At 64.8% G+C, this 15,284-nt stretch carries 14 protein-coding genes; 8 read left to right on the forward strand and 6 right to left on the reverse strand.

Annotated elements, in window-relative coordinates:
* Positions 1-46: 46 nt before the first annotated feature.
* Both CCC_RS06405 and trpE read left to right on the forward strand, forming a co-directional pair.
* Entirely contained in the window at positions 47-1,918 is a 1,872-nt protein-coding gene (locus tag CCC_RS06405) for a peptidyl-prolyl cis-trans isomerase (protein ID WP_009869732.1), read from the forward strand.
* Positions 1,919-1,928: 10 nt separating this feature from the next.
* Complete coding sequence (gene trpE, locus CCC_RS06410) at positions 1,929-3,449, forward strand: anthranilate synthase component I (RefSeq protein WP_009869733.1); 1,521 nt, start codon at positions 1,929-1,931, stop codon at positions 3,447-3,449.
* 134 nt (positions 3,450-3,583) lie between these two features.
* Here trpE and CCC_RS06415 read toward each other — a convergent pair whose 3' ends face one another.
* On the reverse strand, positions 3,584-4,381 hold the full coding sequence (locus CCC_RS06415; RefSeq protein ID WP_201773287.1) for a slipin family protein: 798 nt from the start codon (positions 4,379-4,381) through the stop codon (positions 3,584-3,586).
* Between the two features lie 176 nt (positions 4,382-4,557).
* On the opposite strand from CCC_RS06415, the gene CCC_RS06420 reads away from it, so the two are divergent.
* On the forward strand, positions 4,558-5,085 hold the full coding sequence (locus CCC_RS06420) for a COG1695: Predicted transcriptional regulators (protein WP_009869736.1): 528 nt from the start codon (positions 4,558-4,560) through the stop codon (positions 5,083-5,085).
* Here CCC_RS06420 and CCC_RS06425 read toward each other — a convergent pair.
* The 5 genes from CCC_RS06425 to CCC_RS06445 form a co-directional block, all read right to left on the reverse strand.
* Complete coding sequence (locus tag CCC_RS06425) at positions 5,082-5,282, reverse strand: heavy-metal-associated domain-containing protein (RefSeq protein ID WP_009869737.1); 201 nt, start codon at positions 5,280-5,282, stop codon at positions 5,082-5,084. The two genes, CCC_RS06420 and CCC_RS06425, sit on opposite strands and share 4 nt — an antisense overlap.
* A 60-nt stretch (positions 5,283-5,342) precedes the next feature.
* Complete coding sequence (locus tag CCC_RS06430; RefSeq protein ID WP_041040366.1) at positions 5,343-6,488, reverse strand: divergent polysaccharide deacetylase family protein; 1,146 nt, start codon at positions 6,486-6,488, stop codon at positions 5,343-5,345.
* A gap of 63 nt (positions 6,489-6,551) precedes the next feature.
* Positions 6,552-6,944 carry a Cu(I)-responsive transcriptional regulator gene (cueR, locus tag CCC_RS06435; RefSeq protein WP_009869739.1) on the reverse strand — a complete coding sequence of 131 codons (393 nt, stop codon included), beginning with the start codon at positions 6,942-6,944 and terminating at the stop codon, positions 6,552-6,554.
* On the reverse strand, positions 6,941-9,115 hold the full coding sequence (locus tag CCC_RS06440; RefSeq protein ID WP_009869740.1) for a heavy metal translocating P-type ATPase: 2,175 nt from the start codon (positions 9,113-9,115) through the stop codon (positions 6,941-6,943). Before CCC_RS06440 ends, cueR begins: the two co-directional genes overlap by 4 nt.
* A 240-nt stretch (positions 9,116-9,355) precedes the next feature.
* A complete protein-coding gene (locus CCC_RS06445; protein ID WP_041040368.1) occupies positions 9,356-11,035 on the reverse strand; it encodes a methyl-accepting chemotaxis protein in 1,680 nt (559 codons plus the stop codon).
* 198 nt (positions 11,036-11,233) lie between these two features.
* Here CCC_RS06445 and CCC_RS06450 point away from each other — a divergent pair, with 198 nt between their 5' ends.
* Genes CCC_RS06450 through CCC_RS06470 form a run of 5 tightly spaced genes read left to right on the forward strand, consistent with a single transcriptional unit; the run spans position 11,234 to position 15,239 of the window.
* Positions 11,234-12,148: an ABC transporter permease subunit gene (locus CCC_RS06450; RefSeq protein WP_009868438.1), complete on the forward strand. Its 915-nt coding sequence runs from the start codon at positions 11,234-11,236 to the stop codon at positions 12,146-12,148.
* A gap of 1 nt (position 12,149) precedes the next feature.
* On the forward strand, positions 12,150-13,397 hold the full coding sequence (livM, locus tag CCC_RS06455; RefSeq protein ID WP_009868439.1) for a high-affinity branched-chain amino acid ABC transporter permease LivM: 1,248 nt from the start codon (positions 12,150-12,152) through the stop codon (positions 13,395-13,397).
* Positions 13,394-14,203 (forward strand): ABC transporter ATP-binding protein, encoded by an 810-nt coding sequence (locus tag CCC_RS06460; protein ID WP_009868440.1) that lies wholly within the window; start codon positions 13,394-13,396, stop codon positions 14,201-14,203. The genes livM and CCC_RS06460 overlap by 4 nt, the downstream gene beginning before the upstream one ends.
* Positions 14,203-14,916: an ABC transporter ATP-binding protein gene (locus tag CCC_RS06465; RefSeq protein WP_009868441.1), complete on the forward strand. Its 714-nt coding sequence runs from the start codon at positions 14,203-14,205 to the stop codon at positions 14,914-14,916. The genes CCC_RS06460 and CCC_RS06465 overlap by 1 nt, the downstream gene beginning before the upstream one ends.
* Positions 14,913-15,239 (forward strand): DUF6867 family protein, encoded by a 327-nt coding sequence (locus CCC_RS06470; RefSeq protein WP_009868442.1) that lies wholly within the window; start codon positions 14,913-14,915, stop codon positions 15,237-15,239. The genes CCC_RS06465 and CCC_RS06470 overlap by 4 nt, the downstream gene beginning before the upstream one ends.
* The last annotated feature ends 45 nt before the right edge of the window (positions 15,240-15,284 follow it).

Below are 15,284 nucleotides of genomic sequence, written 5' to 3' on the forward strand. Positions count from 1 at the left end.
GGTTTCCGGCCCGTCCCAACAACTATTTCCGGACTCGGCCCAATCCATGCTCGACGTATTCCGTACTGCCTCGAAGACCTGGATCGTCAGGTTGCTGTTCGCCCTGCTGGCCCTGAGCTTCGTGGCCTGGGGTGCTGGCGACGTGGTGCGCGGGGGCGTGGGACGCAGCCCGGCCATCGAGATCGGCCACACATCCATGTCGGCCACCGAGGTGATGGGCGAGTTCAAGCGCGAAGTGGAGCGTCTGCAGCCCCTGTTCGGCGGCAAGCTGACCCCTGAGGACGCGCGCAAGATGGGCATGCTGGACCGCACCATCGACTCTCTCATCGCCCGGACCCTGATCGATGAGGCGGCGCGGTCCTTAGGCCTGGCCGCCACCGACGAGACCATTTTGCGCCGCGTGGCCTCCAACCCGGCCTTCAAGGGGCCCACCGGCCAGTTCGAACGCGACATCTTCCGCTCGCGCCTGGCCCGTGTGGGACATACCGAGGACAGCTTCATGAAGGCCGAGCGCACCAATATGGTGCGCAACCAGATGGTGGAAACCGTCGCTGCGGGCATCAGCGCGCCCCAGGCGCTGACCAATCCGCTGCTGGCCTGGCGCGAGGAACGCCGGGTGGCCGAAACCTTCGTGATCAGGGACGAATCCACACCATTGCCCGCCGCGCCCGACGCGGCCAGCCTGGATGCCTATTACAAGGACAATCTCAGCCGCTTCATGGCGCCTGAATACCGGGCGCTGACCGTGCTGCTGCTGCGCCCCGCAGATGTGGCCAACGCCATCGACATCGACGAGGAGATGGTGCGCGAGACCTATCAGCAGCGCATCGAGGAATTCTCCACCCCTGAGCGCCGCACCGTGTCGCAGATCGTGTTCGACGAATCCTCGGCCGCCGCCAAGGCCACCGATATGGTGACCGGGGGCAAGGATCTGGCCGCTGTGGCCAAGGCGCTGAATACCGATATCATCGAACTGGGCATTGTCGAGAAGAACGACCTTCCCGAAGGTCTGGCGGAGGCGGTGTTCAAGCTCCGCGCGGGCGCCACCGGTCAGCCGGTCAAGACCGCGCTGGGCTGGCATGTGGTCAAGGTGACCCAGGTCCAGCCGGGCCGCACCCGGTCTTTCGACGAGGTCAAGGTCCAGCTGGAACAGGATATGCGCAAGGAAAAGGCCACCGACGGCCTGTCCGAGCTTGCCAACCGGGTGGAAGACGCGCTGGGCGGCGGCGCCACCTTGGAGGAGGCGGCCAAGCGCCACAATCTCAAGACCATGAAGATCGCGGCGGTGGATGCCCAGGGACGCGGTGCCAACGGCAAGCCGGTGGCCGATCTGCCCAAGTCCGACCAGTTCCTGGACGTGGCCTTCCACACCGACCAGAACACCGAAAGCCCGCTGACCGAAGTGCCCAATAACGGCTACTTCCTGCTGCGCGTCGATGGCGTCACCGCGCCCGCGCCCCGGCCCCTGGCCGATATCAAGGCCGATGTGGTGGCCACCTGGCAGGCCGAACGCCGCCAGGAACAGGCCCGCGACAAGGCCCTGAAACTGGCCGACCGCATCAAGGCCGGTGAATCGGCCTCCCAGGTGGCGCAATCGGCTGGGGCCAAGCTGGAAACCTCCAAGCCCTTCATCCGCGAGCCGGGCGAGGGCTCCTCCCTGCCCCCCACCATCATCGCCGAACTGTTCAAGGCTCAGCCGGGCGGCGTCGCCACCGCCCCGGTCCAGGGCGGCACCGTGGTGGCCCGCCTCAATTCCGTGATCGCTTTCGACATCAATGCCAATCCCGCCCTGACCCAGGCCGCGCGCCAGCGGGTGTCCCAGGCGGTAGCCACCGATATCGCCGACCAGTACATCGCGGCGCTGAACGCCTCCATCGGTGTCAAGGTCGACCGTCCCCAACTGACCCGCGAAGAGTAGCCTGCCTATCATGACCCATCAGCCCGACTTCTCCGCCTTTGCCGAAGCTTATGACAGCGGCAGGCCCCAGGTGGTCTGGCGGGTTCTGGTGGCCGATCTGGAAACCCCGGTTTCCGCCTTCATGAAGCTGGCGGGGGGACAGCCCAACGCCTTTCTGCTGGAATCGGTCGAAGGCGGCGCGGTGCGTGGCCGCTATTCCATCCTTGGCATGAAGCCCGATCTGCTGTGGAAATGCGTCGGCAACGAGGCCTGGATCAATCGCAACGCCCGATCCAAGACCGGGGAGTTCCAGCCCTGCCCCGTCGCCGCCAAGTCGGGCGCGCTCGACTCACTTCGCGCCCTGGTGGCCGAATGCGGCATCGAAACGCCGCCCCATCTGCCCCCCATGTCGGCCGGACTGATCGGCTATATGAGCTATGACATGGTGCGACTGGCGGAAAAGCTGCCCGACGCCAATCCCGATCCCATCAAGGTGCCCGACGGCATCTTCATGCGCCCCACCATCATGGCGGTGTTCGACAACGTCAACGGCACCCTGACCGCCGTCGCCCCCGTCTGGCCGCGCGCGGGCATGGATGCCCAGGCGGCCTGGGATCTGGCCTGGGAGCGGCTGGAGCATGTGGTGGAATCCCTGGAAAGCCCCCTGCCCCACACCTATCTCGGCTTTCCCAGGAACGAGCATCTGCCCATTCCGGTTCCCAGCGTCTCGCCCGAGCATTACTGCCGCATGGTGGAGAAGGCCCAGGAATACATCGCCGCTGGCGATATCTTCCAGGTGGTGCTGTCCCAGCGCCTGGCGGTGCCCTTCCGGCTGCCGCCCTTCTCGCTCTACCGCTCGCTGCGCCGCCTGAACCCCAGCCCGTTCCTGTTCTTCCTGGATCTGGGCGAGTTTCAGCTGGTGGGTTCCAGTCCGGAAATCCTGGTCCGTCTCAGGGACGACAAGGTCACCATCCGGCCCATCGCCGGAACGCGCCGCCGGGGCAAGACCGCCGCCGAGGACGAGGAACTGGCCGCCGATCTGCTGGCCGATCCCAAGGAACTGGCCGAGCATCTGATGCTGCTGGATCTGGGCCGCAACGATGTGGGCCGGGTGGCCTCCATCGGCTCGGTCGAGGTCACCAAGAAGATGGGTGTGGAATACTATTCCCACGTCATGCACATCGTCTCCAACGTGGAAGGCAAGATCCGCGAGGGCTGCGACGCCATGGACGCCCTGATGGCCGGTTTCCCGGCAGGCACCACTTCGGGCGCGCCCAAGATCCGCGCCATGGAGATCATCGACGAGTTGGAGACCGAGCGCCGCTCGTTCTATGCCGGAGCCATCGGCTATTTCGACGGCAACGGCAACATGGACACCTGCATCGCGCTCAGGACCACATTGGTCAAGGACGGCACCATGTATGTCCAGGCCGGAGCCGGTATCGTCGCCGATTCCGTGCCGCTCTCCGAGCATGAAGAGTGCATGAACAAGGCCCGCGCCCTGGTCCGCGCCGCCGAGGACGCCATCGATTATACGCTGGTGAAGCAATAGGGGTTTATTGGGGCTTTTGCCCCAAACCCCAATCGGGGCGATGCCCCGAACCCCCTTTTGATTCTATTGATAAGAATAAGGGAGGTTTGGAGGTCCCCTCCAAGCGGGTTTGGGCGGCCGCCCAATAGACGACCTCACCCCTTCCCCACCGAATCCGCCACCAGCTTATTGACCGCGGCGTTCAGCCCCTGGGCCGCCGGGGCCATGATGTCAGAGGGAATGGGGAAGATGATGGTGGAGTTATGCTCCACCGCGATGTCTTTCAACGTCGCCAGATAGCGCAGAAGCATGGCGCCGGGCTTGCCCTCCATCAAGGTGGCGGCTTCGGCCAGTTTGGTGGCGGCCTCGAACTCGCCCTGGGCGGTGATGATGCGGGCGCGGCGCCCGCGTTCGGCCTCGGCCTCCTGGCCCATGGCGCGGATCATGTTGGGATCGAGATCGACACTGCGGATTTCCACGTTCTGGACCTCGACGCCCCAGGTTTCGGTGCGTTCGTCGAGAATGCGGCGGATGGCCTGTTTCAGATCTTCCTGCTGGCCCAGCAACTGGTCGAGGCTGTGCGATCCCAGGGTCGAGCGGGTGGTGATCTGCGCCAACTGGCTGACCGCTTCGCGGTAATTGGCCACTTCGAGGACCGCCTTCATGGCATTGCTGACCCGGTAATAGACCACCGCCGTCACCTTAACCGAGACATTGTCCTTGCTGATAACGTCCTGGGTGGGCACCTCCATCACCGCCAGGCGGATATCCACCGGCAACAGGGTCTGGATGAAGGGAATGACCAGTTGAAGCCCCGGCTCGCGCGTGCCGGTATAGCGCCCCAGGGTCAGGACGACGCCTTTCTGGGTCTGGGGTACGATGCAGATGGATTTCGCCAGAATGATCGCCACCACCACGGCGACGACCAGCCAGAGGATCATGGACGGAGGCATGGGAGCTTCTCCTTGACGGAGAACAATCATAGGCGCATTTCGCCTCAAAGGCCAAATGCCCGCGATGGAACTTGCAAATCCCACGGGCCTCCGACATATTGCGATTCACTCGCATTTGCATTTATGAGGGCGCGATGGGGTTTATAGAAAGCAGGACGACCCTGGGACGTCAGTCCATGACGGCCAGGGACTATATCTGGCTGGCGGTCCTGGGCGCCGTCGAGCGCGGCCCCCTTTCCACGGACGATGCCGCCAGCGCGGTCGGCGCCCTGGCCGGTTCCACCTGGATTCCGGTTTCGCAACTGGTGTTCGAGGCCATCGACCAGATGCTGGAAGAAGGACTGCTCAATCCGGTGGAACGCTCCACGCGATTGGCCATCACGGGTGAAGGCCGCCGTCGTCTTCATGATCTGGTCGCCCAGCCCCTGACGGCCCCGCTGTCACCCTTCGGACAGGTGGGAATACGGCTGAAGCTGGCCTTCCTCGATCTGGCGCCGCCGGTGGTTCGCCGCCGCCAGATCGACGCCATTCTGAGGTCCTGCGACTGCGAGATCGCGTCGCGCACCGCATCTTGCGCCGCCTGGTCCCTCAATGGTCCCTTGGGACGGGCCTGGCTGGACCATCAGATGGATGCGCTGGAAGAGATGGCGCAGGCGCTGCGCCGTCTGGCCAAGACCGAAAGCATCAGCCTGACCGAAGGCTAAACCTTGCCCTCGAAGCCGAAACCGGCGGCATCGACGGCCTGTTTGACCTGGGCTTCGCTGGCGCCATCGACGCTGACCGCCTTGTTGCCCAGATCCACTTCGACCTTGGCACCGGGAGCGGCTTCCAGAATGGCCGCCGTCACCGACTTGGAACAGCCGCCGCAGGTCATTCCGGTGACGCGATAGGTGGTGGACATGATGGATTCCTCATGAAGATTGCACTGGCAGCCAGTGTGAACCTTCCAGCCGATGGAAGGTCAAGGGGAAGATGACGTCCCGTTGCCCATGCGGATGATGGTGCTGACCGGAACCAGCGCGAAGCCGCGGGCTTCCAGCCCCGGCAGCCACCCAGCCAGGGCCTCGATGGTGCCGTCATGGGGATGGCCGATGGCGATGGCGGCCCCATGCTTGCGGGCATAGGCCTCGGTCTTGGCCAATTGGGCGCGCACATGTGCCACACCCTGGTCGTTGTCGAGGAAGACATGGCGCGCCGCGAAAGGCACACCGTAATGGCGCGCCGTCTCCGCACCCACCGTATGTTCCGAGGTCACGGAATCGATGAAGGCCAGGCCACGGCGGCGCAACTCGGCCATCACCACCCGCATGCCCGCCGCATCGGAGGTGAAACGCGAACCCATATGGTTGTTGATCCCCACATAGCCGTCAAAGCGTGACAGGCCCCAATCCAGACGGCGGCGGATCTCTTCGGGCGGCAGGCCTACTTCCAGCACCTCGGCGCCGGGATCATAGGAAGCGCTTTGCGGCTGCATGGGCACATGGACCATCAGTTCGTGCCCATGCGCCCTGGCATCATGGGATTGGCGCGCCACATCCTCGGCATAGGTCATGTAGGACAGGGTCAAAGGCCCCTTCAACTGGGCCATGCGCTCGCTGCGGCGGCGATCGACGCCCAGATCGTCGATGATGATGGCGATGACCGGCTTGCCCCCGGTTTTGGGCACGGGAAGGGCATTGCGCAGCCACACCGCCGCTCCGGCCGGAGGCAGTTTGACCTCTGGACTGGCTGGGGGCTGCGCAGGCGCGGGAACCAGAGAAACCACATCGGAGGCATGCCCGAATTCCAGCGCCTCGGACGAGCCGGGATCGGGCCGGGGTGGCGGCGGCTGCAACAGCGGACGGCCGTCATCCGCCTCCTCATTGGCCGAAGGCAATGGCGGCGGAGGCGGAGGCGGCGAGGTCGTCTCGGAGATAACCGGGGCGGGCGCCTGCTCGGCCCCGGCCATCTGCGTCTTGGCCGACTTCCCCGACCACAGGCCCAGGACCAGACCGATCCCGACACCGGCCACCAGAACGGCAATCATCAAGCCGACCAAAACCGAGGGACGCTCCCACAGCGGCACCTTGTTGCCCATCAGCATCCGTCTGACGTCGCGCCGTCCCACTGTGTCGTCACCCCGTTTGAAGCAGCCTTTCTTGTAAGGCGAATCCGTCGCAGGCGCAAAGCCTCATGGCGCGGTCGCCAACTCCTCCAGGATGGGACAATCGGGGTGATCATCGCCGCAGCACCGCGTGGTCAGGTCCAGCAAAGTGCGGCGGATGGAATCGAGATCGGCGATCTTGCTTTCGATCTCGGCCACATGCTTCAAGGCGATGGCCTTGACGTCGGCGCTGGCCCGGCTGCGGTCGCGCCACAATTCCAGCAACCCGCCCACGTCGCCCACGGAAAAGCCCAGGGAGCGGGCCCGGTGGATGAAGCGCAGCGTCTCCACTTCATTGCTGGTATAGGCGCGGTAGCCCGACGCGGTACGCCCAGCCTCGGGGATCAATCCCACGGATTCGTAATAGCGGATGGTCTTGGCCGAAATGCCGGAGCGCCGGGCCGCCTCGCCAATATTCATGTCATCCTCCAGCGGCGCAGCAACAAGGAATTAGAGACCACCGAGACCGAGGACATGGCCATGGCCGCCCCGGCGATGACCGGGGTCAGCAACCCCAGGGCGGCGGCCGGAATGGCCACCACATTATAGGCGAAGGCCCAGAACAGGTTCTGGCGGATCTTGGAGGTGGTGGCGCGCGATATGGCGATGGCTTCGGCCAAGCGGGCCGGATCGCCTTTCACCAGGGTGATCCCCGCCGCCTGCATGGCCACATCGGTGCCGGTCCCCATGGCGATGCCAATATGGGCGGCGGCCAGGGCGGGCGCGTCATTGATGCCGTCGCCCACCATGGCCACCACCTTGCCCGAATCCTTGATGCGGCGGATTTCCGCTTCCTTATCCTCGGGCAGCACCTCGGAGAGCACCCGGTCCACGCCTGCGGCCCGCGCCACGGCATCCGCCGCACGCGCATTGTCGCCGGTCAGCATCACCGTCTCGATGCCCAAGGCCTTAAGCCGCGCCACCGCGCCTGCGGCACTGGGCTTGATGGGATCGGCCACGGCGACGAAGCCCAGCATGCGCGGCCCCTCGGACACCCACATCAGGGTGCGGCCCAGGGCTTCCTCCGCCTCGGCGGGCAGGGCCAGGGCACCCGCAGCGATGCCCCGCTCGGCCATCAGACGGCGGCTGCCGATCAGCAGATTGCGCCCTTCCACCTCCGCCTCCAGACCCCGACCGGGCAGGCTGCGGAAGGCACACAGCGGCGCCACGGGTTCCTGAACGGCGGCCAGGAGAGCGCGGGCCAGGGGGTGCTCGCTGCCTTGCTGGGCCGAAGCGGCAAGGCGCAGCAGTTCCGCCTCGTTACCATCGGCGGCCCGGATGGCGGCCACCGCCGGGCGGCCTTCGGTCAAGGTGCCGGTCTTGTCGAACACCATGACCTGGACCTTATGGGCCAGTTCCAGCGCCTCGGCGTCCTTGATCAGAATACCATGCCGCGCCGCCAGACCGGTGCCGACCATGATACCTGTGGGGGTGGCAAGGCCCAGGGCGCAGGGGCAGGCGATGACCAGCACCGACACCGCCGCCACGAAGGCGGTCTGCATATCGCCCGCCATCAGCCACCAGCCCATGAAGGACAGAGCGGCGATCACCGTCACCACCGGCACGAAGACATTGGAAATGCGATCCACCAGCTTTTGCACCGGAGCCTTGGCGGACTGAGCGCCCTGGACCATGCGGATGATGCGGCTGATGGTGGATTGAGCCCCCACCCGCGTCGCTTCGACTCGCAACAATCCATCGCCATTGACCGAACCGGCCACCACCTCATCGCCGGGGCCACGCGGTACCGGCAGGCTTTCCCCGGTGATCAGCGATTCGTCCATCTGGGAGAGACCATCCACCACCGTGCCATCGACGGGGGCGCGCTCGCCGGGGCGGATCAGCACCACTTCGCCCACCGCCACCAGGGCGGCGGGAACCTCCATGACCACGCCGTCGCGCTCCACCCGCGCCGTATCGGGCTTGAGCCGCATCAGGGCGCGGATGGCGCCCGCCGCCGAGCGCTTGGCGCGCCCCTCCAGCAGTTTGCCCAGCAGCACCAGGGTGATGACCACCGAGGCGCCCTCGAAATAAAGATTGCCGTGATGGGCATCGCCCGCCACCACATGCCAGGCCGACAGGCCGAAGGCGGCAGAGGTGCCCAGCACCACCAGCATGTCCATATTGCCCGCGCCTCCTTTGAGGGAGGCCCAGGCTCCAGTATAAAAGCGCGCCCCGATCCAGAACTGCACCGGCGCGGCCAAAGCCAATTGGATCAGCGGCGGAATCATGACGTGCAGCCCCGCCATGTCGAGAACCATCTGGCCGATCAGCGGCAGGGTCAGCAGGGCCGAAAGCAGCAGCAAACGCAGGTGATGGGCGGATTCGGCGGCGTGCTCGGCCTCCTCACGGTCAAGGTCCTCGTCGCCTTGCTGGGCGAGATCGGCCTGAAAGCCCGCCTTGACGATGGCCGAGACCAGATCCTCAGGTCCCGCCTTGTCGGAATCGAAGCGGATATCGGCCCGTTCGGCCGCCAGACTGACCAGGGCCTGTTCCACACCGGCCACCTTGCCCAGCACCCGCTCCAGACGGGTGGAACAAGCGGCGCAGGTCATGCCCTTGACGGGAAGCGACAGGCTTTGACTGGTCATGGGGCATCCTCGGTTTTCCGATCCATGCCACCAGTCTTGACCTTCCAGTCACTGGAAGGTCAAGACCCATCTAAGATGGACGCCACTTTGATTTGACCTGTCATCCCGACGCCCACGGGCGGAGGGATCTCGTCCTGGCAGAGTATTTCAGAACCCGCACCGGCGCTCCAGGCGGAGATCCCTCGCTTGCGCTCGGGATGATCAGAACACGGCGGTTCCAAAGCCGTCGGCATGACATCATCAGGCCGACTTCACGCCGCTGAGGAAATTGGCCACCACGCCTTTCAGGGAATCGGCCTGCTGATTGACCGTTTTGGCCGAGCCCAGCACGCTGGAAGCCGCCGTTCCGGTATCCTCCGCAGCCCTGGTCACTCCACCGATAGTGGCCGACACCTCCTGAGTGCCCGAGGCCGCCTGTTGGACGTTACGGGCGATTTCCGCCGTGGCGGCGCTTTGCTCCTCCACCGCCGAGGCGATGGCCGATGAAATCTGGTTGATCTCCTCGATCCGCTTGACGATGCCGCCGATGGCGTCCACCGCTTGACGGGTGGCCTCTTGCACGGCGGAGATCTGCTGGCTGATTTCCTCGGTGGCCCGCCCGGTCTGGTTGGCGAGATTCTTGACCTCGCCAGCCACCACGGCAAAGCCCTTGCCAGCATCGCCCGCACGGGCCGCCTCGATGGTGGCGTTGAGAGCCAGCAGATTGGTCTGCGACGCGATATCATTGATCAGCTTGACCACGTCGCCGATGCGGGCCGAGCTCTCGGCCAGCCCCGTCACCGTCTGATTGGTCTTGGACGCCTCGTCCGCGGCCATCCGGGCCACCTGGGAGGACTGGGTCACCTGACGGCCGATCTCGTGGATGGAAGACGACAATTCCTCGGCGGCCGAGGCCACCGTCTGCACGCTGGACGACGCCTCTTCGGTGGCGGCGGCCACCATCACCGCCTGACGGCTGGTCTGTTCGGCGGTGGCGCTCATGCCCTGGGCGGCGTGTTCCATGTCGGTGGAGGCCACCGACACCGCGTTCAGCATGGAGGAAACCGCCTCATCGAAATTGCGCGTCAGACTCTCGATGGTTTTGCCGCGCGCCAGATTCCTCTCCTGGGCGGCGCGCTGTTCTGCTTCCAACTGCTCTGAGCGAAGCATATTCTCCTTGAAGGTCTGCATGGCGGCGGCCATGCCGCCCACCTCGTCAGTGCGCCCGACCGCAGGAATGACCACCGCGAAATCCTTCTCGGCCAGCCGTCCCATGGCCGCCGTCATGGCGATGATGGGAGTTGCGATGCTGTTGCGCAGCATCATGCCGAAAACAGCCACCAAGACGACGACGGCAACGATGGCGATGATCATGATCAGCCGCGAGCGGTCATACATGATGTCCCCGGCATGAGACGCGTCCTTGCCGCCCTGAAGATTGATCTCCACCGCCTTCGTGGCGTGTTTCTGGGCATCGGCATAGAGTTGGAGACTGCCGAGTACAACCTCCTTCGCCTTGTCGTTCTCGTTCTTGCGTGACAAATCCAGCGTCCGCGCCGTCATGGCATCGTAGTCGCCCATCACCTTGACCCAGGCGTCGAAATTGGCCTTTTCCTCGGGCGAGGAGATCAGTTTGGCGTATCGGTCCCTGACCTTGACGAATTCGCTGTGCTGGGCGGCCAGAATCTTCTCGACCTCGGCCATCTGGGCGTCATCGGTGGTGAGGATGTGACGGAACACGGTCGCCCGCTGCTTGGCCAGCAGGCCGTCCAGCTCCCGCGAGGCATCCACGCTGGGCAGCCAGTTCTCGTCCATGTCCGTGGATAACTGGTTGACGGCGGCAAGCCGGTTGATGGCAAAGAAGGACAAGCCCATCACCACGGCCAAAATCAGGCCAAAGGCAACGGCCAGCTTCCTGGCGATGGTGAGGCGATCGAACATGGATTGACCCTTCCACAAAACCAGTATTTCAGATGCTACTCTTCCACAATTACTAATGGAATATATCTTTGGTATGGATTAGAAGGGGCAAAAACCACATGCTCGACCATGGGACGGGCCTTCACAGTTGACACGCCCGCCCGTCCGAGTAGGTTCCTAGCATTCCGCGTGAAATGAGTGCCGCAGCCTGGGGGGTGGATGGAGTATTTTCTCCAACAGTTGATCAATGGCCTGACGCTGGGCGCGATCTATGGTCTGGTGGCGCTTGGCTACACCATGGTTTACGGCGTTCTGGGCATGATCAATTTTGCTCACGGCACCATCTACATGGTGGGCGCGTTCATTTCGCTGATCACCTTTTTGGCCGCCACCACGCTTCTCGGAACCTCGGTTCCCCTGGCCCTGGTCCTGACCCTGTTCGCCGCCATGGGCTTGACCGCGCTGTGGGGCTGGACGGCCGAAAGGGTGGCCTATCGGCCATTGCGCTCGGCGCCGCGCCTGGCGCCGCTGATCTCGGCCATCGGCGTGTCCATCATGCTGCAGAACTTCGTGGCCCAAGCCCAGGGCGCACGGGCCAAGCCGCTGCCGCCGGTGTTCAAGGGCGGAATCACCTTGATGGATGGCGGCGGCTTCGTAGTCAGCCTCAGCTGGATGCAGATGGTCATCATGGCGCTGACCCTGGCGTTGATGGCCGTGTTCACCTGGATCATCACCCGCACCGCCTTGGGCCGCGCCCAGCGCGCCTGCGAGCAGGACATGAAGATGGCCTCGCTCTTAGGCATCGATGTGGACCGGGTAATCTCCACCACCTTCGTCATCGGCGCCGGACTGGCGGGCGTGGCCGGGATGATGGTAACTCTCTATTACGGGGTGATCGACTTCTATATCGGCTTCCTGGCCGGGATCAAGGCGTTCACGGCCGCCGTGCTGGGCGGCATCGGCTCGCTGCCCGGCGCCATGCTGGGCGGGCTGCTGATCGGACTGATCGAGGCCTTCTGGTCGGCCTATTTCTCCATCGAATACAAGGATGTGGCCACGTTCAGCATCCTGGTGGCGGTTCTGGTCTTCCGTCCCACCGGCCTGTTGGGCCGTCCGGATGTGGAGAAGATCTGACATGGCGGGCAAGACCATCCGCACCCTGGTGGTGGATGCCCTGCTGGGCGGGCTGGTGGCCGCCGCCATGGCGCTGCCCATGCTGGGCGTGCGCCTCGAAGACGGAGCCACCGGCCTCAGTTTAAGCGGACGCCTCGACTGGGTTGTCTGGGCGGCCGGTCTGGTGGCCCTGGCCCGGTTGCTGATGGGTCTGCTCCGTCTGGCCTTGGCCGGTCGCGGACCCCACCTGCCCGCGCCGCCACGTGCCGCCATGGTCTATGTGGGCTGGGCCATGGTGGCCTTTGCCCTGGTCCTGCCCTTCCTGCCCTTCTCGGGCCGCAATCTGGTGGACAAGGCCACACTGGTGCTCATCTACGTCATGCTGGGCTGGGGCCTGAACATCGTGGTGGGACTGGCCGGATTGCTGGATCTGGGCTTCGTCGCCTTCTACGCGGTGGGGGCCTATTCCTATGCCTTGCTCAGCCAGACCTTCGGCCTGTCCTTCTGGGTCTGCCTGCCCCTGGCCGGGCTGCTGGCCGCCAGTTTCGGCCTGGTCCTGGGTTTTCCCGTGCTGCGGCTGCGCGGCGACTATATCGCCATCGTCACCATGGGTCTGGGCGAGATCATCCGCGTCATCTTGCAGAACTGGCAGGACGTCACCGGCGGCCCCAACGGCATTTCCGGCATCGAGCGCCCCTCGTTCTTCGGCCTGTCCTTCAAGATGGTTCCGCCCGAAGGCAGCCGGGGTTTCGCTGAATTCTTCGGCCTGGAATACTCCGCCGATCACCGGGTGACTTTTCTGTATTTCCTGATCCTGGCGCTGGCCCTGCTGACCAATGTCATCACGCTTCGCATCCGCCGCCTGCCGGTGGGCCGGGCCTGGGAGGCGCTGCGCGAAGACGAGATCGCCTGCCGGTCCTTAGGCATCAACCCCACCTTGGTGAAACTCTCGGCCTTTGCCACGGGTGCCATGTTCGCGGGCTTCGCTGGATCGTTCTTCGCCACCCGCCAGGGCTTCATCAGCCCGGAAAGCTTCACCTTCATCGAATCGGCGGTGATCCTGGCCATCGTGGTCCTGGGCGGCATGGGCAGCCAGATCGGCATCGTGCTGGCCGCCCTGCTGCTGGTGGGCCTGCCCGAATGGTTCCGCGAGTTGCAGCAATTTCGCATGCTGGCCTTCGGCGGGGCCATGGTGCTGATCATGCTGTGGAAGCCCGCCGGTCTGCTGTCGACGCGCGAGCCCACCATCCGGCTGGGTGAGGCGAAATGAGCGCCCCGCTTCTCACCGTCGAACACGTCACCATGCGCTTCGGCGGCCTGTTCGCCGTCAACGATCTGTCGTTCTCGGCCAAGCCGAAGGAAATCACCGCGGTGATCGGCCCCAATGGGGCGGGCAAGACCACTTTGTTCAACTGCATCACCGGCTTTTACAAGCCCCAGGTGGGGCGCATGACGCTGGATCACCCCTCGGGCCCCGTTCTGCTGGAGCGCCTGGACGATTTCGCCATCGCCGCCAAGGCGGGCGTGGCGCGTACCTTCCAGAACATCCGCCTGTTCGCGAGAATGAGCGTGTTGGAAAATCTGATCGTCGCCCAGCACACCACCTTGATGCGGGCTTCGGCCTTTTCCCTGGCCGGGCTTCTGGGCCTGTCGCGCTACCGGCACGCCGAAGCCCAGGCGGTGGAAAGGGCGCGGCACTGGCTGGACAAGGTCGGACTCACCTCCCTTGCCGACGAGGAAGCGGGCAGCCTGCCCTACGGCCATCAGCGCCGCTTGGAGATCGCGCGCGCCATGTGCACCGGGCCGGTCCTGCTGTGCCTGGACGAGCCCGCCGCCGGACTGAACCCGCGCGAATCGGCGGAATTGAACCGCCTGCTGCTCGACATCCGCGACGAGAACGGCATCGGCTTGCTGCTCATCGAGCATGATATGAGCGTGGTGATGGAGATCTCCGACCATATCGTGGTGCTCGATTACGGGAAGAAAATCGCCGAGGGCGAGCCGAAAGCCATCAAGGCCGACCCGGCGGTGATCCGCGCCTATCTGGGCGAACCGGACGAAGAGGAGGCCGTTTGATGCTGCGCATCGAGGGGCTGCATTCGGGCTATGGCCGTATCCAGGCACTGCACGGAATCGATATCTCGGTGGCCAAAGGCGAGATCGTCGCCCTGGTGGGCGCCAATGGGGCGGGCAAGACCACTCTGCTGATGACCATCTGCGGCAATCCCCGCGCCACTGCGGGCCGCGTCATCCTGGCGGGCGAGGATATTACCGCCCTGCCCACCCACCACATCATGCGGCGCGGCCTGGCGCATTCGCCGGAAGGACGCCGCATCTTCGCCCGCATGAGCGTGCTGGAAAACCTGCAGATGGGCGCGGCCATGGGCGACCCCGCCCATTTCGCCAAGGATCTGGAGCGGGTGCTGAGCCTTTTCCCCCGCCTGGAGGAACGGTTGAATCAGCGCGGCGGGACCCTGTCGGGCGGCGAGCAGCAGATGCTGGCCATCGGCCGCGCCCTGATGAGCCGGCCCAAGATATTGCTGCTGGACGAACCGTCGCTGGGCCTTGCGCCCTTGGTGGTCCGCCAGATCTTCGAGATCGTCGCCGAGATCAACCGCGAACAGGGCGTCACCGTCTTCCTGGTGGAACAGAACGCCTTCCACGCCCTGCGGCTGGCCCATCGCGGCTATGTCATGGTCAACGGCAAGGTGAGCTTGAGCGGCACCGGCGCCGAGCTGCTGGCCAATGAGGAAATCCGCGCCCACTATCTGGGGGGAGGACACGGATGATCACCTCCATCCCCGTCTTCATCGGACTGACCCTGGTCCTGTTCGGTGGCTGCGCCTTCATGACCGGACAGGCCCTGGCCGTCACCTGGCGCCCGTACCGGCAAGTCATTCCCTATACGATGATGCTGGGATGCGCCGACCGCTTCCTCGGCTTCGCCCTGTTCGAGGGTGAGTTGCTGTCCCTGAGCGGCTGGCTGCTGGACAGCGCCGTGCTTTGCGTCATCGGGTTGCTGGCCTGGCGCCTGACGCAGGTGCGCCGCATGGCCGACCAGTATCCCTGGCTTTATATCCGCACCGGATGGTTGACCTTGCGCCGTCTTTGACCGGCCCTGGTCGTCTCATGTACGATCCCATACCAAGGGAATGGA

This window comes from Paramagnetospirillum magnetotacticum MS-1, from assembly GCF_000829825.1.
GTDB lineage: Bacteria > Pseudomonadota > Alphaproteobacteria > Rhodospirillales > Magnetospirillaceae > Phaeospirillum > Phaeospirillum magnetotacticum.